This is a genomic window from Pseudomonas lactis (assembly GCF_001439845.1).
GTDB classification, from domain to species: Bacteria; Pseudomonadota; Gammaproteobacteria; order Pseudomonadales; family Pseudomonadaceae; genus Aquipseudomonas; species Aquipseudomonas lactis.
In genome coordinates this window covers 171,683-192,916 of record NZ_JYLO01000010.1, presented here as the reverse complement: position 1 = coordinate 192,916, position 21,234 = coordinate 171,683, and the positions used below count along the sequence as shown (strand labels likewise).

Genomic DNA, 21,234 nt, shown 5'->3' with positions numbered 1-21,234 from the left:
ACACCGCCTTCGCGGGCAAGCCCGCTCCCACAAGGGATTTGCGTTAACTGACTGACATCAGGGCAAGCCAGTTCCCACCTTATTGGCCGCGTTTTAAGCCTGGATCAGGCCGTTGATTTTGACGGTCGGGTTCACATCCGCGTCGTAATCCACGCCGTCGACTTCAAAGCCGAACAAGCGCAGGAACTCAGCCTTGTAACCGGCAAAATCGCTGATCTCGTTGACGTTGTCGTCGGTCACCTGATTCCACAGCGCGGCCACGGCGTCCTGGACCTTCGGCTCCAACTCGGCCAGGTCGGCACGCAGGCGGCCATCGGCGTCGAGTTTCGGCTGACTGCCGTACAGGCTGTCCTTGAACAGGCCGTAGACCTGCTCGATGCAGCCCTCGTGAGTGCCCTGCTCTTTCATCACCTTGAACAGCAGCGACAGGTACAGCGGCATGATCGGGATGGCCGAGCTGGCCTGGGTGACCACCGCCTTGAGCACCGACACGCGGGCGTCGCCCTTGAGCGCAGCGAGGTTTTCGCGCAGGGTCAAAACTTTCTTGTCCAGGTCTTTCTTGGCTTCGCCAATGGAGCCGTTCCAGTAGATGTCCTGGGTCAGCTTCTCACCGAGGTAGGTGAACGCGGTGGTCTTGGCGCCTTCGGCCAGTACGTCGGCGTCACGCAGGGCGTCGATCCACAGCTGCCAGTCTTCGCCGCCCATGACCTTCACGGTGCCGTCGATTTCTTCCTGGGTTGCAGGCTCAAGGGTGGTGTCTACCACTACGCCCTTGTCAGTGTTGATACCGCGCAGGGTCACGGCCTTGCCGATTGGCTTGAGGGTGGAGTTGTGCACCACGCCTTGCGGGTCGGTACGGCGTGGCGCGGCCAGGCTGTAGACCACCAGGTCGATCTTGCCCAGGTCTTTCTTGATGGTCTCGATGGTCAGGCGCTTGATCTCGTCGGAGAACGCGTCGCCGTTGATGCTCTTGGCGTACAGGCCTTTTTCCACGGCAAACTTCTCGAACGCCGCGCTGTTGTACCAGCCGGCGGAGCTCAGCTTGCCTTCTTCGCCTTCTTTCTCAAAAAACACGCCCAGGGTGTCGGCGCCGCAGCCAAACGCAGCACTGATGCGCGCGGCCAGGCCGTAGCCGGTGGAGGCACCGAGGACCAGCACCTTTTTAGGGCCGCCTTCGATGACGCCGTTTTTGGTTACGTAGTCGATCTGCTCTTTGACGTTCGCTTCACAGCCAACAGGGTGAGCGGTCACACAGATAAAGCCACGAACCCGCGGTTTGATGATCATAAAAATTTCTGCCTCTTCCAAGGTGCCGAAGGCCAATAGTGGCCATTCAACTTCAATCGTACCGGTCTATGACGCCTGAAAAACCGAAGCGTCACGATAGTCGCAAATCTTCTGTTCTCAAAATTCAATCCACAAAACGTCGGAGCCTGCACGGCAACGGTTACAAATTGTGCAGCGGCTTCACAATTTCACCCTATTTAAAAACGCCTGCGAGCCTCATAAACCCCTATGATGACGATATTGTTTCAATATGTTTCGGCTTTGGAGCCTCGTTTCATGAGCAAAAATGCTGTCGGCAAAAAGCTGGTATCCCTGGCGTGGGTGCTCGGCGTTCTGCTGTTGATCTATTGTTTCCCGCGCAGTTGCCTGGTGTTTCTGCTGTTGGTGGTGTGCTGCGGCGTTTATGACTTCCTGCGTAACGGCCTGTACGACCGCGACACCATCAAGAAGTATTTTATCGGCAACGGCCGTAATACCTGGGTGCTGGCACCGTTCAACACCCTGCTCGACTTGCTCAGCAGCCGCAACCGACATGTCTACACCATGAACGACCTGCCACCGGCCTGGCGCGAAGACCTGCAAAAGGTGATCGACGACGCAATGGCTCGCAAGGATGAAATCATCAGCTACCTGGACGAGCGCATGGCCGAGAAGAAACGCGGCATGCTGTTCTTCCAGTGGTACGGTCGCCCGATCGAAACCACCCTGGATATCCCGCAACTGCGCAAGAAACTGCCGTTCGTGAAAACCATCGGTGTCTCGGTGTTCAACGAGAACCGCTCGACGTCGTTCCACTTCGGCCCCCTGCGCATGATGTTCCGTGTGCTCTACAACATGGCGCCGGCACCGCACCATGAGGGCGTGTATATCCAGGTGGGCAAGCACAAGCACTACTGGCACGACGACCCGCTGTTTATCTTCGATGACACGCTGATGCACGCCTCCTTCAACAAAAACGACGCCAAACGCTACTGCCTGTTCATTGATATTGTGCGCCCGACCCTGCTGCCCTCGGTGCTCAACGCCGTGATCGCAGGGTTTGCCGGCCTGGTCTTTACCCTGCGTCGGGTTTTCTACAAAAACTGGAAGCTGATTCAGTAAGTTCTGCGGCATGATGGTGTTGGACGGCATTTGCGCTGGGCCTTGCGCCTGAGGTAAATAACCGTCTCGTGCGACCTTAATTGGCGCTCACCATTCTCAAGCCATCGCCCCCAAGCGGGCGCGGTGGCTATGCTTTCAAGGAATCAGAATGCCCCAACGTCAAGTCATCAATGCCTCCGTCAGCCCCAAGGGCAGCCTCGAAACCCTGTCCCAACGTGAAGTGCAGCAACTGAGCGAAGCCGGTACCGGCAGCATCTACACCCTGTTCCGCCAATGCGCCCTGGCGATTCTCAATACCGGCGCGCATATCGACAACGCCAAGACCATCCTCGACGCCTACAAAGACTTTGAAGTGCGTATTCACCAGCAAGACCGCGGCGTACGCCTGGAACTGCTCAACGCCCCCGCCGATGCCTTCGTCGATGGCGAAATGATCGCCAGCACCCGCGAAATGCTGTTCAGCGCCCTGCGCGACATCGTCTACACCGAGAACGAGCTGGACAGCCAGCGTATCGACCTGAGCAACTCCCAAGGCATCACCGACTACGTGTTCCACCTGCTGCGCAACGCCCGTACGCTGCGTCCGGGTGTGGAGCCGAAGATCGTGGTGTGCTGGGGCGGCCATTCGATCAACACCGAAGAATACAAATACACCAAGAAAGTCGGGCACGAACTGGGCCTGCGCAGCCTCGACGTGTGCACCGGCTGCGGCCCCGGCGTAATGAAAGGCCCGATGAAGGGCGCGACCATTTCCCACGCCAAGCAACGCATCACCAATGGCCGTTACCTGGGCTTGACCGAGCCAGGCATCATCGCCGCCGAAGCGCCGAATCCCATCGTCAACGAGCTGGTGATTTTGCCGGACATCGAAAAACGCCTGGAAGCCTTCGTGCGTGTCGGCCACGGCATCATCATCTTCCCCGGCGGCGCCGGTACGGCCGAGGAGTTCCTGTACCTGCTGGGCATCCTCATGCACCCGGACAACCGCGACGTGCCGTTCCCGGTGGTGCTTACCGGGCCCAAACATGCCGCGCCTTACCTGGAACAATTGCACGCGTTTGTCGGTGCCACGCTGGGCGAAGCGGCACAGAAGCATTACCAGATCATCATCGACGACCCGGCCGAAGTGGCCCGCCAGATGACCACCGGCCTCAAGGCGGTGAAGCAGTTCCGCCGCGAGCGTAACGACGCGTTCCACTTCAACTGGCTGCTGAAGATCGACGAAGGCTTCCAGCGCCCATTCGACCCCACCCACGAAAACATGGCCAGCCTGCAACTCAACCACGCGCTGCCGGCCCATGAACTGGCGGCCAACCTGCGCCGGGCGTTCTCCGGGATCGTGGCGGGTAACGTCAAGGACAAGGGCATTCGCCTGATCGAAGAAAACGGCCCGTATGAGATTCACGGTGACCCGGCCATCATGAAACCGCTGGATGAGCTGTTGAAGGCATTCGTGGCCCAGCACCGCATGAAGTTGCCAGGCGGCGCGGCCTATGTGCCGTGCTATCGCGTGGTGCAATAAGCCCGCGGCGGTCAGTCATAGTTTGTATCCGTTTGGGGCATGGCCCGGCGTGTGAGGCTCGAGAGTTCGGACTAGGGTTTTACTATTCCGACTCATTCACCTCAGCGAGCGATCTATGGACCAACGGACATTGTCCTCTGTCATTCCTTACCCTAAGGTAAGGAATATCACGATGGAGATCTTCACTATGGCCACCGCCACACTCACTTCAAAAGGGCAAATTACCATCCCTGTGCAGGTCAGAACGGCCCTGGGCCTGGAAACAGGCGACCGGGTGGAGTTCGTCGAAATGGAAGACGGCACGTTTTCCATGATTGCCGCGAGCAAAACCGTCAAGGACCTCAAGGGTTTGATCCGCAAGCCTGCCCATGCCGTGTCTATCGAAGACATGAACCGCGCCATCGCGGCCCAGGGAGCAACCGCTGGATGATCGGCCTGGATACCAACGTGCTGGTGCGTTATCTGACCCAGGACGACCCGGTTCAATCAGCCAAGGCGTCCCAACTGATCGAATCGCTCTCCGCCGCCTCGCCAGGCTTTGTCAGCCTGGTGACGCTTACGGAGTTGGTGTGGGTGTTGCAGTCCTGTTACCAGTCGGCCAAAGGCGACGTGGTAATGGTGCTGGAAACCTTGTTGCACACGCGGGAGCTGACCGTCGAGCACGCCGATATCATCTGGCAGGCATTGCGCAAGTTCAGCGCAGGCAAAGCCGACTTTGCCGACTGCCTGGTTGAACGCTGTGGCCACGCGGCGGGGTGCGAGTACACCGCCACCTTTGATCTGAACGCGGCCAAGGCAGCGGGGATGAAACGGCTCGGCTAGCTCGCTCCTACAGAGGAAAGGGTGAGGAGGTTTGGTCAGCGAACCCAGCCGCCGATCTGCCAGTGGTAGCCATCATTACGCTGCACCCAGTGCGGGTGTACATAACGATAGCCCTGGCGCACCGGCTCCCAATGGCCGTGCACTGCTACATAACGCCCGCCTTCCCAACGCCAGTAACCGCGTGACCAGATATAACCCTCGCGTACCGCCGGTTCGACTTCTATCACCTGCACCGGCGGCGGTTGCGGCGCCACCACATCAACATACTCACGTTGCACCGGCCTGCGTTCATGCACCACACGCTCTTGTACACACCCGGAAGCCGCGACCACCATGGCGGCCAATGCTGCATAACGTAGCAACATACAAAACCCTCGGGCGCGAACGCCCAACACCTGCACTGGTAAAAATCCCCCCTTGTTTCAGCCACGCTCCTGCTTGGCCCTGGGTACTTTTTAACAGGCGGTGTCTGTCGGGTTGCTGAACCTAACAGCCTCAGGAAGTACAGGCGACAGTCGGTCGCTTCAGGCGCACCAGCACCAACCCCGCCACGACTACAGCAATGCCCGCGTAGGTCGATGCGTGGATCACATCACCAAACATCAACGCGGCCCACACCAGAGTCACCGGCGGCTCCAGGTACACCAGCGCCGCCACATGGGTGGCAGTCATCACCCGCAGCAGCATCCACAGGCTCAAATAGGCGAGGAAGGTGGAGAACACCGTCAGCCACACAATCGAGATCAGTACGTTGGTGTCATGGGGAATACTCAGGGTGTCGGTGTAGATCACGGCCGCGGTAAAACCTATCAAGGTCAACAGCGACTGGATAAACAGCGGCAATACCAACCCGCTGTCCTGGGCCTGCACCGAGCGACGCTCGTACAAAGTCGCCAGTGTCAGCCCAAGTGCCGACACCAGAGGCAAGAGATACATGACCAGCCCGACACCCTGCCCGCCACCGCCATACTGCCCGGCAATCACAATCGACACACCGACAAAGCCGATCATCAACCCCAACCACTGCCAGCCGCCACTGCGCTCGGACGCCATGCCCGTCGACAATGCCGCGGTCATCAACGGCTGCAACGCCGCAATGATCGCCGCGATCCCGGGCGGTAGACCGTTCTGGATCGCCACGTAGAGGCAACTCAAATACAGGAACTGCGACAGGAACCCGACAACCGCGTGATGACGGATCTGCTGCCAGGAAACCCTCAGCAACCGTCTGTTCAAAAACAGCGCCAGGCATAACGAAACCAACAAAAAACGCCAGAACAAAAGGTTGAAGGCTCCAGCACTCTGCGCGCCTAACTTGGCACCTATAAAGCCGGAACTCCAAGACAGGACAAAGACGACCTGCAGCAGTAACAAACGCGTGTAGCCAATACGAGCCGTCATCGTGCCCCCTGCAATTGCAACGGCACGAGTTCGCCAAACGTGATGGGGTCAATCCCCAAACGCCGATATTGCTCGCTGGCGGGTCGTATCAGGTCACACTTGAGCTGGAACCAAGGCCTGATGGTACGCAGCACGCCATCGTCAGATGCCAAGTGCCAGAACTTATTTACATCCGCCTGACTGTAAGGACAGTGAAACGACAACACCAACGACATGCGCCGGCCTTGAGTGAGTGGGCGCACGCCATGAAACACTCGACTGCCGTAGATATACACCGCATCGCCACTGGCTTTCACACCACAGCTTCGCACGTTGTCATTGAGGCTTGCGACATCAAAGCGCTCCACAGGGCCCTCAAAATAAACGAACTCTCCACCTTCGTACTCGCTGGGCTCAGACAGCACTATGTTCAGCACAAAGCTGGTTCCATCGGTATGCCACATACCGATCTGTGCCCTATCGTGCTGAGCCTGGGGCGGGTAGAAGTAATTGACCTGGGAACGGGCGCGCAAGAAAGGGTGCGGAACCAGCGGCACACCTGCAATTTTTGACACCGCCAGCAGGAACGCCCGACTGTCCATCATCTCCCGGATAAGCGTCGATGACCGCGTTGCCGCACGGGTACGGTTAGAGATAATCCAGTCGCTGGTGCTGGACCCCGCCTCCAGCTGATAACACGCTCGCCTCAACTCGGCGATGCCCTGCTCATTGAACAGCCCCGAGACCTGAGCCACTGCCGTCAGCTGCTCGGGCTGGGCAATTACTAGTGGCGACCTCATGTACCCCAGGTTCGCTAAGCTGCGATGACCTGTGAGGCATGGGCCATCACTGCGCAAATAACTGTCACTCCAGTGTTGCAACGTGTCGAGCAGGGCCCCGGGATGCTTACATCGGGATGCGGGAACCAGTGATGCTTGCAGGGCTGACTTCAGGCGTGCAGCCCCTTGTGCGAATACGGGTAGCTCACTTTGCTGTTTCATCGTGACTTCCTCTCTCAATTGGCTATACCGTGATCCATTCGGTACTCCGATAACTGGTAGAGAACGCTGCCGTCACCGCTGCAATACTCACCAATGACGCGACATCCACCGTAATCCTGACGCACGCGGCTAAATTGCTCGCGGGTGTACTTCAAGCACACATTGGTCAACAAATAACCTTCATCTTTACCGCTGAGAACAGGAAGCAAGGTTGCCGCTACGCGATACCAGTCATCATCGACTTCAATGTCTGAAACGACGACTTCATGATTGCTGCCGACCTTGTCAAAACCGAGCTTCAAACCCACCAGCTCAGAAAAGCGAGTCATGCAGTGATGCCGATAAAAGCGATGAATATGCGCATCATCATCCGGGATGGACAGCTGCATTTCTGACAAGACATAGGTCCGTGTCCCACCTATTCTGCGAATGATTTGGCCGATCGTTTCGGGCAGTTCATTTCCCTCCTGAAACCCCAGCATCGTGACTAATGTCACGTCTTGCCCACATTCAATATCGTCCCGGCACAACGCGCGGAAATCGGTGGCCAAGTAACGAAAGTTCTCAGGCGCTGCCAGCAGTGGTTCCACCGCTCGACGCATTACGTCATGTGAGGCCCGGTTGATATCAACCGCCGTGTAATGTGCAGCTTCCACCCCGTTCTCAAGCAGATGCTGAAGCAGCACGGACGTCTTGATCGGCTCTGGCCCCAATTCGACGTAATGCAAACGGTCTTGACCTACCAGACCGACCAAATCATCCGCCACGGCGCGTAAAATCTCACTTAATGCTCCATTGCCGCAGGGTGCCGCACAGAGGTCAACTCGGTTCACACCCTCCAAATTCAACGAGGTCATCAAACCAAGGATTTCTTCACTGACCTGTCGATCTCGATCCTTGAGATCGGTAGATGTCGATGCGTACTTTTCGGCATTTTCAATCGTCCAGATCTGGGCGTCATATCCGTGGTTGTTTTTCAGCGATGACGCTACCAACTCATTGATATCCATATATGGGCTCCTTTTTCTTATTGTCAGGCGCGAAAGCACATACGAACCTGTTTGACCCAAAGCCTAATCAGCATGCATGATTTTGTATATTTGAATAACCCGCACCACTAATCCTCAAAAGAGGAATCATGAGCAAGCAACTCAATATCGATCTGCTGCGAACCTTCCATGCGGTCGCCCGCTTCCGTCGCTTCAATGAAGCAGCGAGCCATGTGCATCGGAGCGCTTCGACCGTTACGACGCAGATTCAAAAGCTGGAAGACTTAGTCGGCCAACGCCTGTTCAGCCGGAGTAACCAAGGTGTTGAGCTGACGATGTATGGCAAGAAACTACTCAGCGAAACCACTGACTTTCTCAAGAGCCACGACCGCTTACTGGCCTCCTTAACCTCCCAGCGCATGCAAGGAAGGATTCGCCTGGGGCTTCCCGATTCTTATGCGCCGGCTTTCATGCGCGATTTCCTGCCGCAGCTTATCGCTGACAATCCCTTGCTTGAGTTGGAAATAGAAGCCAGATCCAGTGGCGAACTGTTCACCATGTTCAGCCGGGAACAGATTGATTTGGCATTGATCGTCAGTGCTCAGCCCTTGGAGCAGGGAGAACAGTTGGGTTCGATACAGCCTGTATGGGTTGTTTCCGACCAATTCAAAACACCAGAACAGGCGCCGCTACCTATCGCAGTGCAATTAACCGGCTGCCCCTATCGAGCCTCGGCGATACGGGCGTTGAAAGAGCATGGCGCCTACTATCGAGTCCTGCTGGAAAGTGCCAGTTCTACTGCGGTAGAAGCCGCAGTGTTCTGCGGATTGGCCGTTGGCCTGATTGAAGAAAGTCGAATAACCGTTGGGTTGACTCAAAATATCCCCGGCGTTCGTCTACCTGAATTGCCGCGCCACCACATCTACTTGTTGTCCGATAGCGCAAACCATTTGGCGCTTCATCTGCATGAACAACTCAAAAAGGGGTTCACCCTCTGAATACACACAAAAAAGCCCGCTGACCGTCACCGGTTCAGCGGGCTTTTTCGTAGATGTTGCTTACAGCGCCAAGTCAGAAACCGGCTTGCTTGGCTCAGCCGTAGGCTTGGCAGCCTCGGTAGCCTTTGGAGCAGCCAGCTGCGGGATCGCAGGTGGCGGGGTCAGTTGCAGCACACCGGCAGTGTAGGCCCATTCCTTGGCAACAGCCTCAGGGCTGTCGTTCAGCTTGGTGCCGTAGCTTGGCACGATCTGGTGCAGTTTTTCCTGCCAGGCCGGGCTGGCTACTTTGTCCTTGAACACCTTTTGCAACACGGTCAGCATGATCGGAGCCGCGGTGGACGCGCCTGGCGATGCACCCAACAGGCCTGCGATGGTGTTGTCGGCAGAGCTGACCACTTCGGTACCCAGCTTCAGCACGCCGCCTTGCTCTTCGTCACGTTTGATGATCTGCACACGCTGGCCGGCTTGCCACAGGCGCCAGTCGGACTGCTTGGCGTTCGGGAAGTACTCTTGCAGTGCCTTGAAGCGGTCGTCATCGGACAGCATCAGTTGGCCGGCGAGGTACTCGACCAGTGGGTATTCACGAATACCAACTTTGGTCATTGGCCAGATGTTGTGGGTGGTGGTGCTGGTCAGCAGGTCCAGGTACGAGCCTTCCTTCAGGAACTTGGTCGAGAAGGTCGCGAATGGGCCAAACAGAATCACGCGCTTGCCATCCAGCACACGGGTGTCCAGGTGCGGAACCGACATCGGAGGCGAACCTACCGAAGCCTTGCCGTAGGCCTTGGCCAGGTGCTGCTCGGCGATGGTCGGGTTCTCGGTCACCAGGAACGAACCACCGACCGGGAAGCCTGCGTATTCCTTGCCTTCAGGAATGCCCGACTTCTGCAGCAAGTGCAGGGCACCGCCGCCGGCGCCGATGAACACGAACTTGGCGTCGGTTTCAGTCTTGGTGCCGTCTTTGAGGTTTTTGTAGCTCACGCGCCACGAACCGTCGGCGTTCTTGGTGATGTCCTGCACTTCGCTCGACAGTTTCAAGTCAAACTTCGGCGTGGTTTGCAGGTGAGCGACGAACTGGCGGGTGATCTCGCCGAAGTTCACGTCGGTGCCGATCGGGCTCCAGGTGGCCGCGATTTTCTGGTTGGGGTCACGCCCTTCCATCATCAGCGGAACCCACTTGGCGATCTGCGCCGGGTCTTCGGAGTACTGCATGCCAGCGAACAGCGGGCTGGCCTTCAGGGCTTCGTAGCGTTTTTTCAGGAACTTGATGTTGTCATCGCCCCACACAAAACTCATGTGCGGAGTGGAGTTGATGAACGAACGCGGGTTCTTCAACACGCCCTGCTGAACCTGCCAGGACCAGAACTGACGGGAGATCTGGAACGCTTCGTTGATCTCGACCGCTTTAGGGATCTCAACGTTGCCGTTCTTGTCTTCCGGGGTGTAGTTCAGCTCAGCCAGGGCCGAGTGACCGGTACCGGCGTTGTTCCAGCCGTTGGAGCTTTCTTCGGCCACGCCATCGAGACGCTCGACCATCTCCATCGACCAGTCCGGTTCCAGCTCATTGAGCCAGACACCCAGGGTCGCACTCATGATGCCGCCGCCGATCAGCAGCACATCGACTTTCTTTGCCTCTTCCGCGTGAACGGACGTGATCCCCATCGACAAAGCCAGCCCCAGCAGGGCAGTGTTTACTTTTTTAAACATCAGTAGCACCTATGATAAAACGCCATCCGCCCTACCGCCCCTGGTCATGAGTAACCCTCGTTCACGCTACGTCAGGCAACGTACCGCGGGGTCTGCACAGTCACATAAAGGCTGCAGGGTGGGCACACAAGGCCGATGGATCGACCTCACTGTTATGTCCCTTCTGCGCTGACTTCTTATCATTATTGGCTCAGCTACCTGGGCAACAGCCAACCGCTGGGACGTATACGGGTGTACGCACCAGAGAAAGACTAGACCAAGACGGCGCGCAGAATATCACGCTAAACAGCGTTTATGCGCCGTTTGGCCAATTGACAGGCCTAAATCGCGGCTTTTAATGCGCCCCTGTCAAGCCTGGCAGCCGCGACCTGCGGTCACAGGCGTGGAACTCTGCCGAAAATGGCGGTTCTAGACACCTTCGTCGCGGCTTGCGTAGCATCGGCGACCGTCCTTCGTGCACACCTTTCACACAGAGTAACCATGACTATCCAGCAAACACCCGGGCACGTACTGCCCGCGCGCAGCGCCGCGAAAATGGAAGCGGCCATGGCCGTAGGCGCCTTCGCGATCGGCACCGGCGAATTCGCCATCATGGGCCTGATGCCCGACATCGCCCAGAACCTGGGCTTGAGCGAACCTCAAGTCGGCCACGCCATCAGCGCCTACGCCCTGGGCGTGATGGTCGGCGCCCCACTGCTGGCCATCCTCGGCGCCAAGCTGCTGCGCAAACACATGCTGCTGTTGCTGATGGGCCTGTACGCCCTGGGCAACTTCGCCACCGCCTTCACCCCTACCTTCGGCTCGCTGGTGGCCTTCCGCTTTATCAGCGGCCTGCCCCACGGCGCCTACTTCGGTATCGCCGCCGTGGTCGCTTCCAGCATGGTGCCCACCGACAAACGCGCCGGCGCCGTAGCCCGCGTGATGATGGGCCTCACCCTGGCCATGCTGCTGGGCAACCCCATCGCCACCTTCCTCGGCCAACACCTGGGCTGGCGCTCGGCGTTCGCCCTGGTCAGCGTGATCGCCCTGCTCACCATCGCCCTGGTCTGGCAATTCGTGCCCCACCGCCACGACGAACAACGCAGCGACCCACGCAAAGAACTGCGCGCCTTCACCAAACCCCAGGTATGGATGGCCCTGTCCATCGGCGCGATTGGCTTTGCCGGGATGTTCTGCGTATTCAGCTACCTGGCGCCGACCATGCTGGAAGTGACCAAAGTCTCGCCGCAATGGATCCCCTTCGGCCTCGCCGCCTTTGGCGTGGGCGGCATCATCGGCAACATTGCCGGTGGCAAGCTGTTTGATCGCATGCAGTTTCGGGCGGTGGGTTTGATATTGGTATGGTCGATGGCCGTGCTGCTGTTCTTCCCCTTCGCCGCCTCGTCGCTGTGGGGGGTGCTGCTGAGCATGGGGTTGGTGGGCACTATGGTTGCGCTGGCAGCACCGTTGCAGATTCGCCTGATGGACATCGCCCACGAAGCGCCGAGCCTGGCGGCAGCGTCGAACCATGCGGCGTTCAACCTGGCGAATGCGCTGGGGCCGTGGTTTGGTGGTATGGCCATCACTGCCGGCCTCGGCTGGACCAGCACCGGCTACATCGGCGCCGCAACAGCGCTGGTGGGCCTGGGTCTCTACCTGATCGCCCGGCGAATGAAAGGCGGCCACTAACGCCCTACTGGATCAAACTGTAGGTGGGGCTTCCAGTTGTAGGAGCGAGCTTGCTCGCGAAAAACTTACAGACGCCGCGTTTCTTCAGGAAGCCCGCGTTATCGTTGACGTTTTTCGCGAGCAAGCTCGCTCCTACAGAAGGCGATGACGCTTAACTGGCAGGCATTAGTGCTTGCCCCCCATCAATCATCATGCAACAGCCCCGAACCATACTCCCCATAACTACTCCCCAGCCCACTGCCACCAAAATTCATCTTCGCTCCTTTGCTGGGGCTATGGTCCCCAAATGCCTGGCATCCACCTGAAAAGCACGGGTCACTGCTCACGGCTGGCGAAGATGAACAAGCACTCAACAGCAACGTGCCGGTGATCATCACAACTTTGACGAGGTTCGAGATCATGGTTTCAACTCCCTGTGGGCTGGAGGCGCTGGGGTCCTCTCTCAGTAGGGGATCGTAGACCTCAACGGCGCAGGGAATTATGAAACTTTGCTGGGGGACAGCATGAGTTCAGGTTGCCGCCTTGGGTAAGGCGGCGGGGTTGGTTGTCAGGCTTTGACTGGAGCGGTTAGAGGCGCAACTTGTTCCTGGGCTCGGTCAACGAGCAGCGAGCTCAACTCGATTAACTGCTGAATGCCCAGGGCGATGGCGCGCTGGGAGTCGTCGAGATCGAATGCCAAGGTGGCGGCCATTTCGTTGGCGGCTGCGAGGTTTTCGGCGGCGTTGGCCAGGAGGGTTTCAGGGTCGATAGTTGGGTTTACGAGGAATAGGTTGTCGCTTGGGCTTTCGGCGGGTGCAGCGTCGTCGGATGGGGGCAAGTGATGATGGATTGCTCGCTGGGCTGCGGCTTGAAGCTTGGGATCAGAAGATGCAGCGTTTGAAGCATAAGGCGGATTAGGTGTGACCTTGTACATGGCGAAGCTCCTTTAGCGTTTAAGGAACTGCCTATCTCACTTCCACATGAGGGGTGGCAGCTGTACGCAGGTGTGGAAGACCAGGGCTAAAGGACCCGGCGCACCGAAGTGCCCCGCGCACAGCCGCCATAAGCAATCATACAGACGTAAAAAAACGCCGGTAGGTGTTTATGGGCGTTTGAGCGCCTTCAGCTTGGTCGGACTTCCACATCCGGCCGCTGGATTGCCAGCGGCTTGAGGAGGTTAGCTAGGGGAGGTCCGAGGGGCAAGCTGAGAAAAGCGTGGGATATTTCCTAGAAGTTTGGACCTGTTCCAGGAGATTGCTTTATCCGTTACACCGATGATGGATTGGAACTACTAAACCAAAGAGCCTTTAAAACAAAGGCCTACAGTTAACCCAGCTTTAGCTCGTACCACTTATGTACCACTGGACTCCTTTCGATCCATACCTCCGCCCTGACTATCCGCCTTCGGCATCAGGCAGATAACGGCCGAAAACAGCTCGTGGACACTCTAATGGCGAAACAGTAGCTTATGTTGCTAGCGGCGAGAAACACTCAACAGCGGATCATCCCGCCCATGCCGCGTTTCACTTTGGACGATGTCGAGAAATGGGACCGAAAACTGAAGAGTTGATCTGCATTCTTGATCAGCTTGCAATCGTGCTCGAAAGCGATGGAGACACCCACTGGAGCTTTTGGATGCGTAAGGCAAGGGCACTATTGCTGGATTCTGATTACTCTGGGATTGACTATCTACTATCAGCCTATGGCGGAATGGGCTCATTAAATGATCTCATTCTTGGTCAAAGCTATGTCGATGGCGTCCTTTCTTGGAATCCAGGTCATGTCGAGCTAAACGAAAAATTCATTGAATTGCGCAACAACGCCGAACAGCTCGCCAACGCAATAACACGGTCTCAAACTTGATCAGGCACCTAAACAAAAAAGGGACAGATTTATTGATGCTATCGCTGAAAAAAGCTAATCACGAGACAGCAATAAGCCAAATCCGTGGCTTATTGCCTTAGGCCTTCAGCTCATCTGGCGTGGGCGTCTTGAGCCAATCGGCCAAGCGGCATTCATTCGCGTTTTGCCAGCCTAGCCCGAAAGCGCAGAATCGCTCCAGCACGTCAGCGTCAAAACGAACTTTGAAGTGCTCTTTGGTTACTGCCGATTGCCCCGCTTGGGCTTGAGCATTTCCTTCGCCTGAGCTTTACCAAACAATCCCACAAGCACCTCGCTCGCTGGTTTGGCCTTAGAAAAGTCCTCAGCCGGCCATTCCGGGTTCACTGCATCAACCCTTTCAGAACGGGAGTTTCTGGTCATTATTTTTGCCCCCCCAGTTTGTTGGCTTCACGAAAGCCGATGACGTGAACCGCGTCACTCATGGGCAGATATCGAAGCCAGACTACGGTACCTAATTTTGAGTAGGCAGCGAAAAGCAATTCACTTCCAGATACACCTCACGACGGACTGCTGAGTCAACCAAGCACATCAAGGTGTAAGATGCCCCACAACCGTCCACCATCGAGACCGCCATGACTGGGATATCCCTAAACCTGCCGGAAGACCTGTCCAACTCTCTCGCCGACCTGGCCAAAACCAACGGCCAGACAGCAAGCTACCTGGCGATGGACGTTCTTCGCGACTACATCGAGCACGAGAAAACGCTGACCGCCCAAATCGAGCTGGCAGTAAAGGAAGCCGACGAAGGAAAATTCGCCACCGATGACCAAGTGGCAGCCATGCGCGCTAGGCGCTGGAGCCGGAATGCGGGTTGAGTGGCTTGAAAAAGCACTCAAAAATCTGGAAGACGAAGCGAATTATATCGCTCTCGAAAATCCAAAAGCCGCTGACGACTTCTCGGATGCCATTTTCGCCAGCGTCGACAGGCTGGCTCAGTTTCCTTCTATAGGACGCGAAGGTCGGGTGAAACATACCCGCGAATGGGCAGTCCCCAACTGGTCCTATCTGATCCCGTATAGAGTGCGGGGTGATCGACTGCAGATCCTTGGTGTATTCCACACACGGCAACGCCCTCGTTCGAAGTGGTAATGCGCGCAAAACTTGCCTCACCGGCACCCAAGATCCGTTCCTGATAAACTGCGCCCCATTCGCCTTGCCAACTCAGATCCCCCATGTCCCTACAAACCGCCCCACTCTCCCGCCGCTTCTCCGTCGCCCCGATGATGGACTGGACTGACCGCCACTGCCGGTTCTTCCTACGCCTGCTCTCCAAACACGCCCTGCTCTACACCGAGATGGTCACCACCGGCGCTATCCTCCACGGCGACCACGACCGCTTCCTGCGCCACAACGAAGCCGAGCACCCGCTGGCCCTCCAGTTGGGCGGCAGCGTTCCGGCCGATCTGGCCGCCTGCGCCCGTATGGCCGAAGCCGCCGGTTACGACGAAGTGAACCTGAACGTTGGCTGCCCCAGCGACCGGGTGCAGAACAACATGATCGGCGCGATCCTCATGGCGCACCCTGCCCTGGTGGCGGATTGTGTGAAGGCCATGCGCGATGCGGTGTCGATCCCGGTGACGGTGAAGCACCGTATCGGTATCAATGGCCGGGACAGTTATGCCGAGCTGTGTGATTTCGTCGGGACTGTGAAGGATGCCGGTTGCACCAGTTTTACCGTGCATGCACGGATTGCGATTCTGGAGGGGTTGTCGCCCAAGGAGAACCGGGACATTCCGCCGTTGCGTTATGACGTGGCGGCGCAGTTGAAGCGGGACTTTCCAGAGCTGGAGATTAATCTCAACGGTGGGATCAAGACGTTGGAGCAGTGCCAGGAGCATTTGCAGACGTTTGATGGGGTGATGTTGGGGCGGGAGGCTTATCACAATCCGTATTTGCTGGCGGAGGTGGATCAGCTGTTGTTTGGCAGCACCGCGCCTGTGATCACCCGCGCTGAGGCGTTGGCGCAGTTGCGTCCGTATATAGCCGAGCACTTGGCGACAGGTGGCGCGATGCATCACATTACGCGCCATGTTCTGGGGCTGGGGACCGGTTTTCCGGGGGCGCGTAAGTTTCGGCAGTTGTTGTCGGTGGATATTCATAAGGCGAGTGATCCGTTGGCGTTGTTGGATCAGGCGGGGGCTTTGTTGGAGGGGCGGTGACGGGTTGGGTGTCAGTGGGGGTATTTGGGGCTGACAGGCTGCTTTCGCGAGCAAGCCCGCTCCCACAGTTTTGAGCGATGTGTGTCAGGTGAATGTCAGTGGCTGGACTGGCGTCATCGCAGGCAAGCCAGCTCCCACAGTTTGACTGATGTGTGTCAGCTGAATGTCAGTGGCCGGGCTGGCGTCATGCAGGCAAGCCAGCTCTCACAGTTTGATTGGGGTGGTTATCGGGCAGTTGGGTTGAACCTGCCATCGATTTTGCCCTCCAATTGAGCACCACGGCCGGTGATTCAAACGGCTGTTTCCAGGTTATTGCCCTCGCAAACGACCTAACGCATTTGCGCCCTTGAGCGCCTGCCAGCGCTCGGGTAATGTCACTAGACCCACAGGACAGAGCACGCCCATGACTTCCAAGCTGGAACAACTCAAGCAATTCACCACCGTCGTAGCCGATACCGGCGATTTTTCCACCCTCGCCAAGCTCAAGCCGCAAGACGCGACCACCAACCCTTCCCTGCTGCTCAAGGCTGCGTCGATTCCTGGCTACGCCAAGCTGCTGGATGAGTGTGTGCAGGATTGCAACGGCGATGTGGGCCTGGCCAGTGACCGCTTTGCGGTGGCGGTGGGCCAAGAGATTCTCAAAGTAGTGCCGGGCCGTATTTCCACTGAGGTGGATGCGCGCCTGTCATTCGACGAGGCCGCTATTCTCAAGCGTGCGCACCGTCTGATCGACCTGTACGACAAAGCCGGCGTTGGCCGTGACCGCGTGCTGATCAAGATCGCCTCCACCTGGGAAGGCATCCGCGCCGCCGAGAAGCTGGAAAAAGAAGGCATCCAGACCAACCTGACCCTGCTGTTCTCGTTTGCCCAGGCCGTGGCCTGTGCCGAAGCGGGTGTGTTTCTGATTTCGCCGTTTGTGGGCCGTATCTACGATTGGTACAAGAAGGCCAACGGCAACGATTACACCGGTTCCGATGACCCGGGCGTGCAGTCGGTGACCCGCATCTACAACTACTACAAGGCTAACGGCTACAAGACGGTGGTGATGGGTGCGAGCTTCCGTAACCTCAGCCAGATCGAAGAGCTGGCCGGGTGTGATCGCCTGACCATCAGCCCGGACCTGCTGGAGAAGCTGGCAGCCGATGAAGGCAAGCTGGAGCGCAAGTTGGCGCCAGGGCATGCCGGTGAAGCGCGGGTGCATATGACTGAAGCGCAGTTCCGTTGGGAGTCCAACGAGGACGCGATGGCGACTGAGAAGCTGGCGGAGGGGATTCGTCAGTTTGCTCGGGACCAAGAGAAGCTGGAGGCGTTGTTGTCGGCCAAGCTGTAAAGGCAGATAGCGGCAAAAAGGGCGGCACCTGTGAGGGTGCTGCCCTTTTTTTGCCTCGGTATCACCGCCGCCCCCTGTGGGAGCTGGCTTGCCTGCGATAGCGGTGGGCCAGCCAACACTTCATCGACTGACACTAAGCAATCGCAGGCAAGCCAGCTCCCACATTGGACTGTGTGTGTGTTTGGGCAGGGAGACCGTCAGTGCCGCTCGAGGGCGTTGACGAGGTCGTGGAAGGCTTCGCGGTTGGACTCATTCAAGCCCATCAGGATCTTGTGCGCTTCCAGCACCTTGACCCGCACCACTTCCTCGGACTGGTCCTGGGACGGCAGGTCGGTGAGGCATTCCGGGCACGGGATCGGGCGGTCAACGATGTTGAACACCTGATCAAAGCCCATGGACTGCAACAGACGGGTGATGTCTTCGTGGGTGGTGACCACGGTCGGCAACAGGCCGACCTTCTGCCGCGACAGAATGGACAACTTGGCCAACAGGCCCAGGGTGGTGCTATCGATGCTGCGCGTTTCGGTCAGGTCGATCACGATCGCCGAGAAGTTCAGCGCTGTGAAGATCCGCTCGATCGTCGCATCCAGGGCCGAACACAAGGTCAGGCGCACTTCACCGACAAACTTCAGGACGAAGGTCCCGTCTTGCTCGGCGAATTGGATTCTTCCGGTACTCATCAAAGATTCCTGCTCAACACCAATAGGGCGATATCATCCGGCATCTCCCCTAGCGTGGCCAATCCAAAAACCTGCCGCAGGCCATCCAGGCTGCCGCCCGCCGACTTGACCTTTTGGGGCAAGGCGGCTTCTTTCTCTTTGAGTGTAGGCTCTGGAAGAAGGTCCAGAATTCCGTCGGACAGCAGCGTCAGGCTGAAGGTCGGCGGCAATTCCAGGATGTGGTCTTCGTACGTGGCTTCGTTAAACAAGCCTACGGGCAGGCCACGCCCTTCCAGGTAGCGCACACTGTCAGGAGTGTACAAAACAGGCATCGGCAGGTGACCGCCAATACTGTAGGTCAAAAGACCGGTTTCTTCGTCGATCACGCCGCCGACCATCGTCACGTGCTTGCCCAGCTTGCAGCTGATCAGGCCTCGGTTGATGTGGCCCAGCACCTCGGAAGGGGTGAACTCCGGCAAGGTGCCATTGCGCTTGGACTCGAACAACAGCCGTGTGGTCATGAACTTCAACAACACGGTCACAAACGCTGAAGACGCGCCGTGGCCGGAAACGTCGGCCAGGTAGAACGCTACGCGCCGCTCATCGACGCGGAAATAGTCGACAAAATCACCCGACAGGTACAACGACGGGATGATCTGGTGGGCGAACTTGAATTCGTCGGTGGTCCAGGGGCTGACCGGCAGCATGTTCATCTGCACCTGGCGACCGGCGTTCTGGTCTTCCTGCAGCAGGTTCAGGCTGGCTTCGAGTTCGCGGTTGGCGGTCTCGAGCTTTTCACGGTAGCGCTGGTTTTCCAGGAGCAGGCGTGCACGGTCCAGGGCGCGGCGCACCGAGTGCTCCAGCACAGCCAGGTCTTCCAGGGGCTTGATCAGGTAATCGGCGGCGCCCAGGCGCAAGGCTTCAACGGCATCGTTCATGACACCGGCACCGGACACGACAATCACCGGCGTTTGCGGGGCAAGGTCGGTCACCTGGCGAATCAGCTCCAGGCCGCCCATCTGGGGCATGCGCAGGTCGCAGATCACGAGGTCGGGCTTGTCGCGCTCGAATACCTGGAGACCCTGTTGGCCATTACTGGCCTGCAGGACGCTGAAGCCACTGTCTTCCAAGTAGGCCGCGAGGCTCGCGCGCACTACTTCGTCGTCATCGATTATCAGCAGCGTGGCACTGGTTTTTTGCATGTGGGCAAACGGCGCCAGAATTAGGTTGGCGTAGGCGGCTCGGCAATGGCCGGGCTCACGTACTGGATTCGCTTTCTAGCCTCTCTGTCCTACAAAGCATTGGGATTTGGCCCATGCACAACGGTAAAGCAGAGGTGCCCTTCTAAGGCGCAGACGGTACTCCCATCCGTGAGGGGTTTCAAGCTCATGCCGATGGTCGCCGGGCGTCTTTACACCGCAAATCACCGGGAGTTATAAGAACCCTCACAACCACAACGCAAAGTAAGGATGGATGCTGTGAGCGAACACGAGCGCGACTACGCCGAAAAACGCGATTTCATCCGCATGCGAATAGATGCCGATGTGTCTTTGATCCATGCCGGGCAGGAGATCGCCGGTACCTGCGTGGACCTCTCCAGTTCCGGCATGCAAGTGCAGGCACCTCGCCAGTTCACGGTGGGTGACCTGCTGACCGTGCGCATTGATTCAGAACACGCTGCGCTCAGGGGTCTTGAAGCGGATACCGAGGTGGTGTGGACCAAGGCAGTAGGCGATGACCAGCATCTGGGCCTCAAGATTCTGAAAATGCGCTAACGCAGCATCCAGCCCCTGCGCAAGGGTGACGCGGAGCGTCACGGGATGCGTTCCCACGCGAAGCGTGGGGAACGATCAGCGCGCACAAAAAAGGCGACCCTATAAAGGTCGCCTTTTTCATTTCAAAACGTCACAGCTTAAAAGTCGTCAACGACCTTGCCGTCCTTGACCTTGAACTCGCGGTTCTGCAGGTAAGCGTTACGAATGAAGGTGTACTTGTCGCCGCTGATCAGCTTTTCACTGTCGAGCAGGCTGGCGCGCACGTCGACGACGTTGAGGCCGAAGGTGCTGTTACGCCAGCCGATGTCGTTCATGTAGCGGTACGGTTGGGTGTAGCTGTCGACGTATTTGGACGGCGCATCACGCAAGGTGCTTGGGCCCAGCAACGGGATCATCACGTACGGGCCACTGCCCACACCCCAGTAGCCGAGGGTTTGGCCGAAGTCTTCATCGCTGCGCTGCAGCCCCATTTTGGTGCCGACGTCGATAAAGCCCAGGACGCCAAACGTGGTGTTGACCAACAGGCGCGCAGTGTCGACGCCTGCATTGTGCGGCTTGAGTTGCAGCACGTTGTTGGCCAGGTTGCCGACATCACCGATGTTGCGGAAGAAGTTGTGAACGCCGTCCTGCACAAATTGTGGGGTGACGAACTGATAGCCCTGGGCGATTGGCTTGAGGGCATAGGTGTCAACGGTGTCGTTGAAGGTGAAGATGGGGCGGTTGACGCTTTCCCATGGGTCATCTTCCGAGGCCGCTTGGGCAGCGAAAGGCGCCAACAGGATGGTGGCACACACCGATAGCTGAGCGAAGTACTGGCTCCAGCGCATAGCTTTTGCTCCTTGAATGGTCTGTCATGGGCGCTATGCCCTGAATAAGGCCGTCAGTATATGACGGAAGTGCCGATTTAGGCAGCTACCTAGAATCGTCTTACGTAAAATGCACAAAATTCCTACAA

At 57.8% G+C, this 21,234-nt stretch carries 23 protein-coding genes and 1 pseudogene; 12 read left to right on the top strand and 12 right to left on the bottom strand.

The genetic code is table 11. The features are described from left to right. Positions 1-93: 93 nt before the first annotated feature. A complete protein-coding gene (gene fabV, locus TX24_RS18865) occupies positions 94-1,287 on the bottom strand; it encodes an enoyl-ACP reductase FabV (RefSeq protein ID WP_003189732.1) in 1,194 nt (397 codons plus the stop codon). Positions 1,288-1,563: 276 nt separating this feature from the next. Here fabV and TX24_RS18860 point away from each other — a divergent pair, with 276 nt between their 5' ends. The 4 genes from TX24_RS18860 to TX24_RS18845 all read left to right on the top strand — a co-directional run bounded on the left by TX24_RS18860 (position 1,564) and on the right by TX24_RS18845 (position 4,732). Beyond that, positions 1,564-2,388 (top strand): aspartyl/asparaginyl beta-hydroxylase domain-containing protein, encoded by an 825-nt coding sequence (locus tag TX24_RS18860; RefSeq protein ID WP_057710865.1) that lies wholly within the window; start codon positions 1,564-1,566, stop codon positions 2,386-2,388. A gap of 148 nt (positions 2,389-2,536) precedes the next feature. Then, complete coding sequence (gene ppnN / locus TX24_RS18855) at positions 2,537-3,910, top strand: nucleotide 5'-monophosphate nucleosidase PpnN (RefSeq protein WP_003189728.1); 1,374 nt, start codon at positions 2,537-2,539, stop codon at positions 3,908-3,910. 172 nt (positions 3,911-4,082) lie between these two features. Next, entirely contained in the window at positions 4,083-4,340 is a 258-nt protein-coding gene (locus tag TX24_RS18850) for an AbrB/MazE/SpoVT family DNA-binding domain-containing protein (RefSeq protein ID WP_003189727.1), read from the top strand. After that, positions 4,337-4,732 carry a PIN domain-containing protein gene (locus TX24_RS18845; protein ID WP_057710864.1) on the top strand — a complete coding sequence of 132 codons (396 nt, stop codon included), beginning with the start codon at positions 4,337-4,339 and terminating at the stop codon, positions 4,730-4,732. Before TX24_RS18850 ends, TX24_RS18845 begins: the two co-directional genes overlap by 4 nt. A gap of 35 nt (positions 4,733-4,767) precedes the next feature. Here TX24_RS18845 and TX24_RS18840 read toward each other — a convergent pair whose 3' ends face one another. The 4 genes from TX24_RS18840 to TX24_RS18825 all read right to left on the bottom strand — a co-directional run bounded on the left by TX24_RS18840 (position 4,768) and on the right by TX24_RS18825 (position 8,123). Next, the gene (locus TX24_RS18840) at positions 4,768-5,097 is read right to left on the bottom strand and encodes a YXWGXW repeat-containing protein (RefSeq protein ID WP_034135113.1); all 330 of its coding nucleotides are present in this window, start codon (positions 5,095-5,097) and stop codon (positions 4,768-4,770) included. Between the two features lie 130 nt (positions 5,098-5,227). Then, positions 5,228-6,133: a DMT family transporter gene (locus TX24_RS18835; RefSeq protein ID WP_003189721.1), complete on the bottom strand. Its 906-nt coding sequence runs from the start codon at positions 6,131-6,133 to the stop codon at positions 5,228-5,230. After that, positions 6,130-7,113, bottom strand: a complete 984-nt coding sequence (locus TX24_RS18830; RefSeq protein WP_003189719.1) for a 2OG-Fe(II) oxygenase family protein — start codon at positions 7,111-7,113, stop codon at positions 6,130-6,132. Before TX24_RS18830 ends, TX24_RS18835 begins: the two co-directional genes overlap by 4 nt. 14 nt (positions 7,114-7,127) lie before the next feature. Beyond that, the gene (locus TX24_RS18825; RefSeq protein WP_003189717.1) at positions 7,128-8,123 is read right to left on the bottom strand and encodes a hypothetical protein; all 996 of its coding nucleotides are present in this window, start codon (positions 8,121-8,123) and stop codon (positions 7,128-7,130) included. A gap of 128 nt (positions 8,124-8,251) precedes the next feature. Between TX24_RS18825 and TX24_RS18820 the strand changes: the two genes are divergently transcribed. Beyond that, positions 8,252-9,100 carry a LysR family transcriptional regulator gene (locus TX24_RS18820; RefSeq protein ID WP_057710863.1) on the top strand — a complete coding sequence of 283 codons (849 nt, stop codon included), beginning with the start codon at positions 8,252-8,254 and terminating at the stop codon, positions 9,098-9,100. A gap of 60 nt (positions 9,101-9,160) precedes the next feature. Here the strand turns inward: TX24_RS18820 and mqo are convergent, their stop codons facing one another. Beyond that, positions 9,161-10,807, bottom strand: a complete 1,647-nt coding sequence (mqo, locus tag TX24_RS18815; RefSeq protein ID WP_057710862.1) for a malate dehydrogenase (quinone) — start codon at positions 10,805-10,807, stop codon at positions 9,161-9,163. A gap of 480 nt (positions 10,808-11,287) precedes the next feature. Between mqo and TX24_RS18810 the strand changes: the two genes are divergently transcribed. Then, positions 11,288-12,475, top strand: coding sequence for an MFS transporter (locus tag TX24_RS18810; protein WP_014717589.1), 1,188 nt, complete (start codon positions 11,288-11,290; stop codon positions 12,473-12,475). 182 nt (positions 12,476-12,657) lie between these two features. Here the strand turns inward: TX24_RS18810 and TX24_RS31045 are convergent, their stop codons facing one another. Further along, positions 12,658-12,876 (bottom strand): hypothetical protein, encoded by a 219-nt coding sequence (locus tag TX24_RS31045; RefSeq protein WP_080765584.1) that lies wholly within the window; start codon positions 12,874-12,876, stop codon positions 12,658-12,660. Between the two features lie 146 nt (positions 12,877-13,022). Beyond that, entirely contained in the window at positions 13,023-13,388 is a 366-nt protein-coding gene (locus TX24_RS18805) for a DUF6124 family protein (protein ID WP_057710861.1), read from the bottom strand. 611 nt (positions 13,389-13,999) lie between these two features. Between TX24_RS18805 and TX24_RS18800 the strand changes: the two genes are divergently transcribed. Then, positions 14,000-14,317, top strand: coding sequence for a DUF6966 domain-containing protein (locus TX24_RS18800; protein WP_057710860.1), 318 nt, complete (start codon positions 14,000-14,002; stop codon positions 14,315-14,317). A 97-nt stretch (positions 14,318-14,414) separates the two neighbouring features. On the opposite strand, the pseudogene TX24_RS32815 reads toward TX24_RS18800, so the two are convergent. Then, positions 14,415-14,528, bottom strand: a pseudogene (locus TX24_RS32815) (BrnA antitoxin family protein); the annotation flags it as partial. Between the two features lie 400 nt (positions 14,529-14,928). On the opposite strand from TX24_RS32815, the gene TX24_RS18795 reads away from it, so the two are divergent. The 4 genes from TX24_RS18795 (at position 14,929) to tal (ending at position 17,845) form a co-directional block, all read left to right on the top strand. Beyond that, positions 14,929-15,171, top strand: a complete 243-nt coding sequence (locus TX24_RS18795; RefSeq protein ID WP_032902648.1) for a CopG family ribbon-helix-helix protein — start codon at positions 14,929-14,931, stop codon at positions 15,169-15,171. Beyond that, complete coding sequence (locus TX24_RS18790) at positions 15,161-15,445, top strand: type II toxin-antitoxin system RelE/ParE family toxin (RefSeq protein WP_057710859.1); 285 nt, start codon at positions 15,161-15,163, stop codon at positions 15,443-15,445. The genes TX24_RS18795 and TX24_RS18790 overlap by 11 nt, the downstream gene beginning before the upstream one ends. Before the next feature lie 83 nt (positions 15,446-15,528). Next, positions 15,529-16,515 carry a tRNA dihydrouridine(20/20a) synthase DusA gene (gene dusA, locus TX24_RS18785; RefSeq protein ID WP_057710858.1) on the top strand — a complete coding sequence of 329 codons (987 nt, stop codon included), beginning with the start codon at positions 15,529-15,531 and terminating at the stop codon, positions 16,513-16,515. Between the two features lie 403 nt (positions 16,516-16,918). Continuing rightward, positions 16,919-17,845 carry a transaldolase gene (tal, locus tag TX24_RS18780; RefSeq protein ID WP_019818234.1) on the top strand — a complete coding sequence of 309 codons (927 nt, stop codon included), beginning with the start codon at positions 16,919-16,921 and terminating at the stop codon, positions 17,843-17,845. A 197-nt stretch (positions 17,846-18,042) separates the two neighbouring features. Here the strand turns inward: tal and rssC are convergent, their stop codons facing one another. Both rssC and rssB read right to left on the bottom strand, forming a co-directional pair. Continuing rightward, the gene (gene rssC / locus TX24_RS18775) at positions 18,043-18,525 is read right to left on the bottom strand and encodes an anti-sigma factor antagonist RssC (RefSeq protein WP_003172602.1); all 483 of its coding nucleotides are present in this window, start codon (positions 18,523-18,525) and stop codon (positions 18,043-18,045) included. Then, the gene (gene rssB, locus TX24_RS18770) at positions 18,525-19,706 is read right to left on the bottom strand and encodes a two-component system response regulator RssB (protein ID WP_003189691.1); all 1,182 of its coding nucleotides are present in this window, start codon (positions 19,704-19,706) and stop codon (positions 18,525-18,527) included. The genes rssC and rssB overlap by 1 nt, the downstream gene beginning before the upstream one ends. 276 nt (positions 19,707-19,982) lie before the next feature. Here rssB and TX24_RS18765 point away from each other — a divergent pair, with 276 nt between their 5' ends. Beyond that, the gene (locus TX24_RS18765) at positions 19,983-20,279 is read left to right on the top strand and encodes a PilZ domain-containing protein (RefSeq protein WP_003189689.1); all 297 of its coding nucleotides are present in this window, start codon (positions 19,983-19,985) and stop codon (positions 20,277-20,279) included. A gap of 137 nt (positions 20,280-20,416) precedes the next feature. On the opposite strand, the gene TX24_RS18760 is transcribed toward TX24_RS18765, so the two are convergent. Further along, entirely contained in the window at positions 20,417-21,106 is a 690-nt protein-coding gene (locus TX24_RS18760) for an MlaA family lipoprotein (RefSeq protein WP_003189688.1), read from the bottom strand. Between the last annotated feature and the right edge of the window lie 128 nt (positions 21,107-21,234).

What these genes read in the sequence shown, in the direction of transcription:
- fabV (WP_003189732.1), bottom strand. Translation starts at nt 1,287, where the DNA reads ATGATCATCAAACCGCGGGTTCGTGGCTTTATCTGTGTGACCGCTCAC.
- rssC (WP_003172602.1), bottom strand. Translation starts at nt 18,525, where the DNA reads ATGAGTACCGGAAGAATCCAATTCGCCGAGCAAGACGGGACCTTCGTC.
- dusA (WP_057710858.1), top strand. Translation starts at nt 15,529, where the DNA reads ATGTCCCTACAAACCGCCCCACTCTCCCGCCGCTTCTCCGTCGCCCCG.
- TX24_RS18840 (WP_034135113.1), bottom strand. Translation starts at nt 5,097, where the DNA reads ATGTTGCTACGTTATGCAGCATTGGCCGCCATGGTGGTCGCGGCTTCC.
- ppnN (WP_003189728.1), top strand. Translation starts at nt 2,537, where the DNA reads ATGCCCCAACGTCAAGTCATCAATGCCTCCGTCAGCCCCAAGGGCAGC.
- TX24_RS18820 (WP_057710863.1), top strand. Translation starts at nt 8,252, where the DNA reads ATGAGCAAGCAACTCAATATCGATCTGCTGCGAACCTTCCATGCGGTC.
- TX24_RS18845 (WP_057710864.1), top strand. Translation starts at nt 4,337, where the DNA reads ATGATCGGCCTGGATACCAACGTGCTGGTGCGTTATCTGACCCAGGAC.
- TX24_RS18795 (WP_032902648.1), top strand. Translation starts at nt 14,929, where the DNA reads ATGACTGGGATATCCCTAAACCTGCCGGAAGACCTGTCCAACTCTCTC.
- TX24_RS18830 (WP_003189719.1), bottom strand. Translation starts at nt 7,113, where the DNA reads ATGAAACAGCAAAGTGAGCTACCCGTATTCGCACAAGGGGCTGCACGC.
- TX24_RS18825 (WP_003189717.1), bottom strand. Translation starts at nt 8,123, where the DNA reads ATGGATATCAATGAGTTGGTAGCGTCATCGCTGAAAAACAACCACGGA.
- TX24_RS18805 (WP_057710861.1), bottom strand. Translation starts at nt 13,388, where the DNA reads ATGTACAAGGTCACACCTAATCCGCCTTATGCTTCAAACGCTGCATCT.
- tal (WP_019818234.1), top strand. Translation starts at nt 16,919, where the DNA reads ATGACTTCCAAGCTGGAACAACTCAAGCAATTCACCACCGTCGTAGCC.
- TX24_RS18810 (WP_014717589.1), top strand. Translation starts at nt 11,288, where the DNA reads ATGACTATCCAGCAAACACCCGGGCACGTACTGCCCGCGCGCAGCGCC.
- TX24_RS31045 (WP_080765584.1), bottom strand. Translation starts at nt 12,876, where the DNA reads ATGATCTCGAACCTCGTCAAAGTTGTGATGATCACCGGCACGTTGCTG.
- TX24_RS18860 (WP_057710865.1), top strand. Translation starts at nt 1,564, where the DNA reads ATGAGCAAAAATGCTGTCGGCAAAAAGCTGGTATCCCTGGCGTGGGTG.
- TX24_RS18760 (WP_003189688.1), bottom strand. Translation starts at nt 21,106, where the DNA reads ATGCGCTGGAGCCAGTACTTCGCTCAGCTATCGGTGTGTGCCACCATC.
- mqo (WP_057710862.1), bottom strand. Translation starts at nt 10,807, where the DNA reads ATGTTTAAAAAAGTAAACACTGCCCTGCTGGGGCTGGCTTTGTCGATG.
- TX24_RS18835 (WP_003189721.1), bottom strand. Translation starts at nt 6,133, where the DNA reads ATGACGGCTCGTATTGGCTACACGCGTTTGTTACTGCTGCAGGTCGTC.
- rssB (WP_003189691.1), bottom strand. Translation starts at nt 19,706, where the DNA reads ATGCAAAAAACCAGTGCCACGCTGCTGATAATCGATGACGACGAAGTA.
- TX24_RS18800 (WP_057710860.1), top strand. Translation starts at nt 14,000, where the DNA reads ATGGGACCGAAAACTGAAGAGTTGATCTGCATTCTTGATCAGCTTGCA.
- TX24_RS18850 (WP_003189727.1), top strand. Translation starts at nt 4,083, where the DNA reads ATGGAGATCTTCACTATGGCCACCGCCACACTCACTTCAAAAGGGCAA.
- TX24_RS18790 (WP_057710859.1), top strand. Translation starts at nt 15,161, where the DNA reads ATGCGGGTTGAGTGGCTTGAAAAAGCACTCAAAAATCTGGAAGACGAA.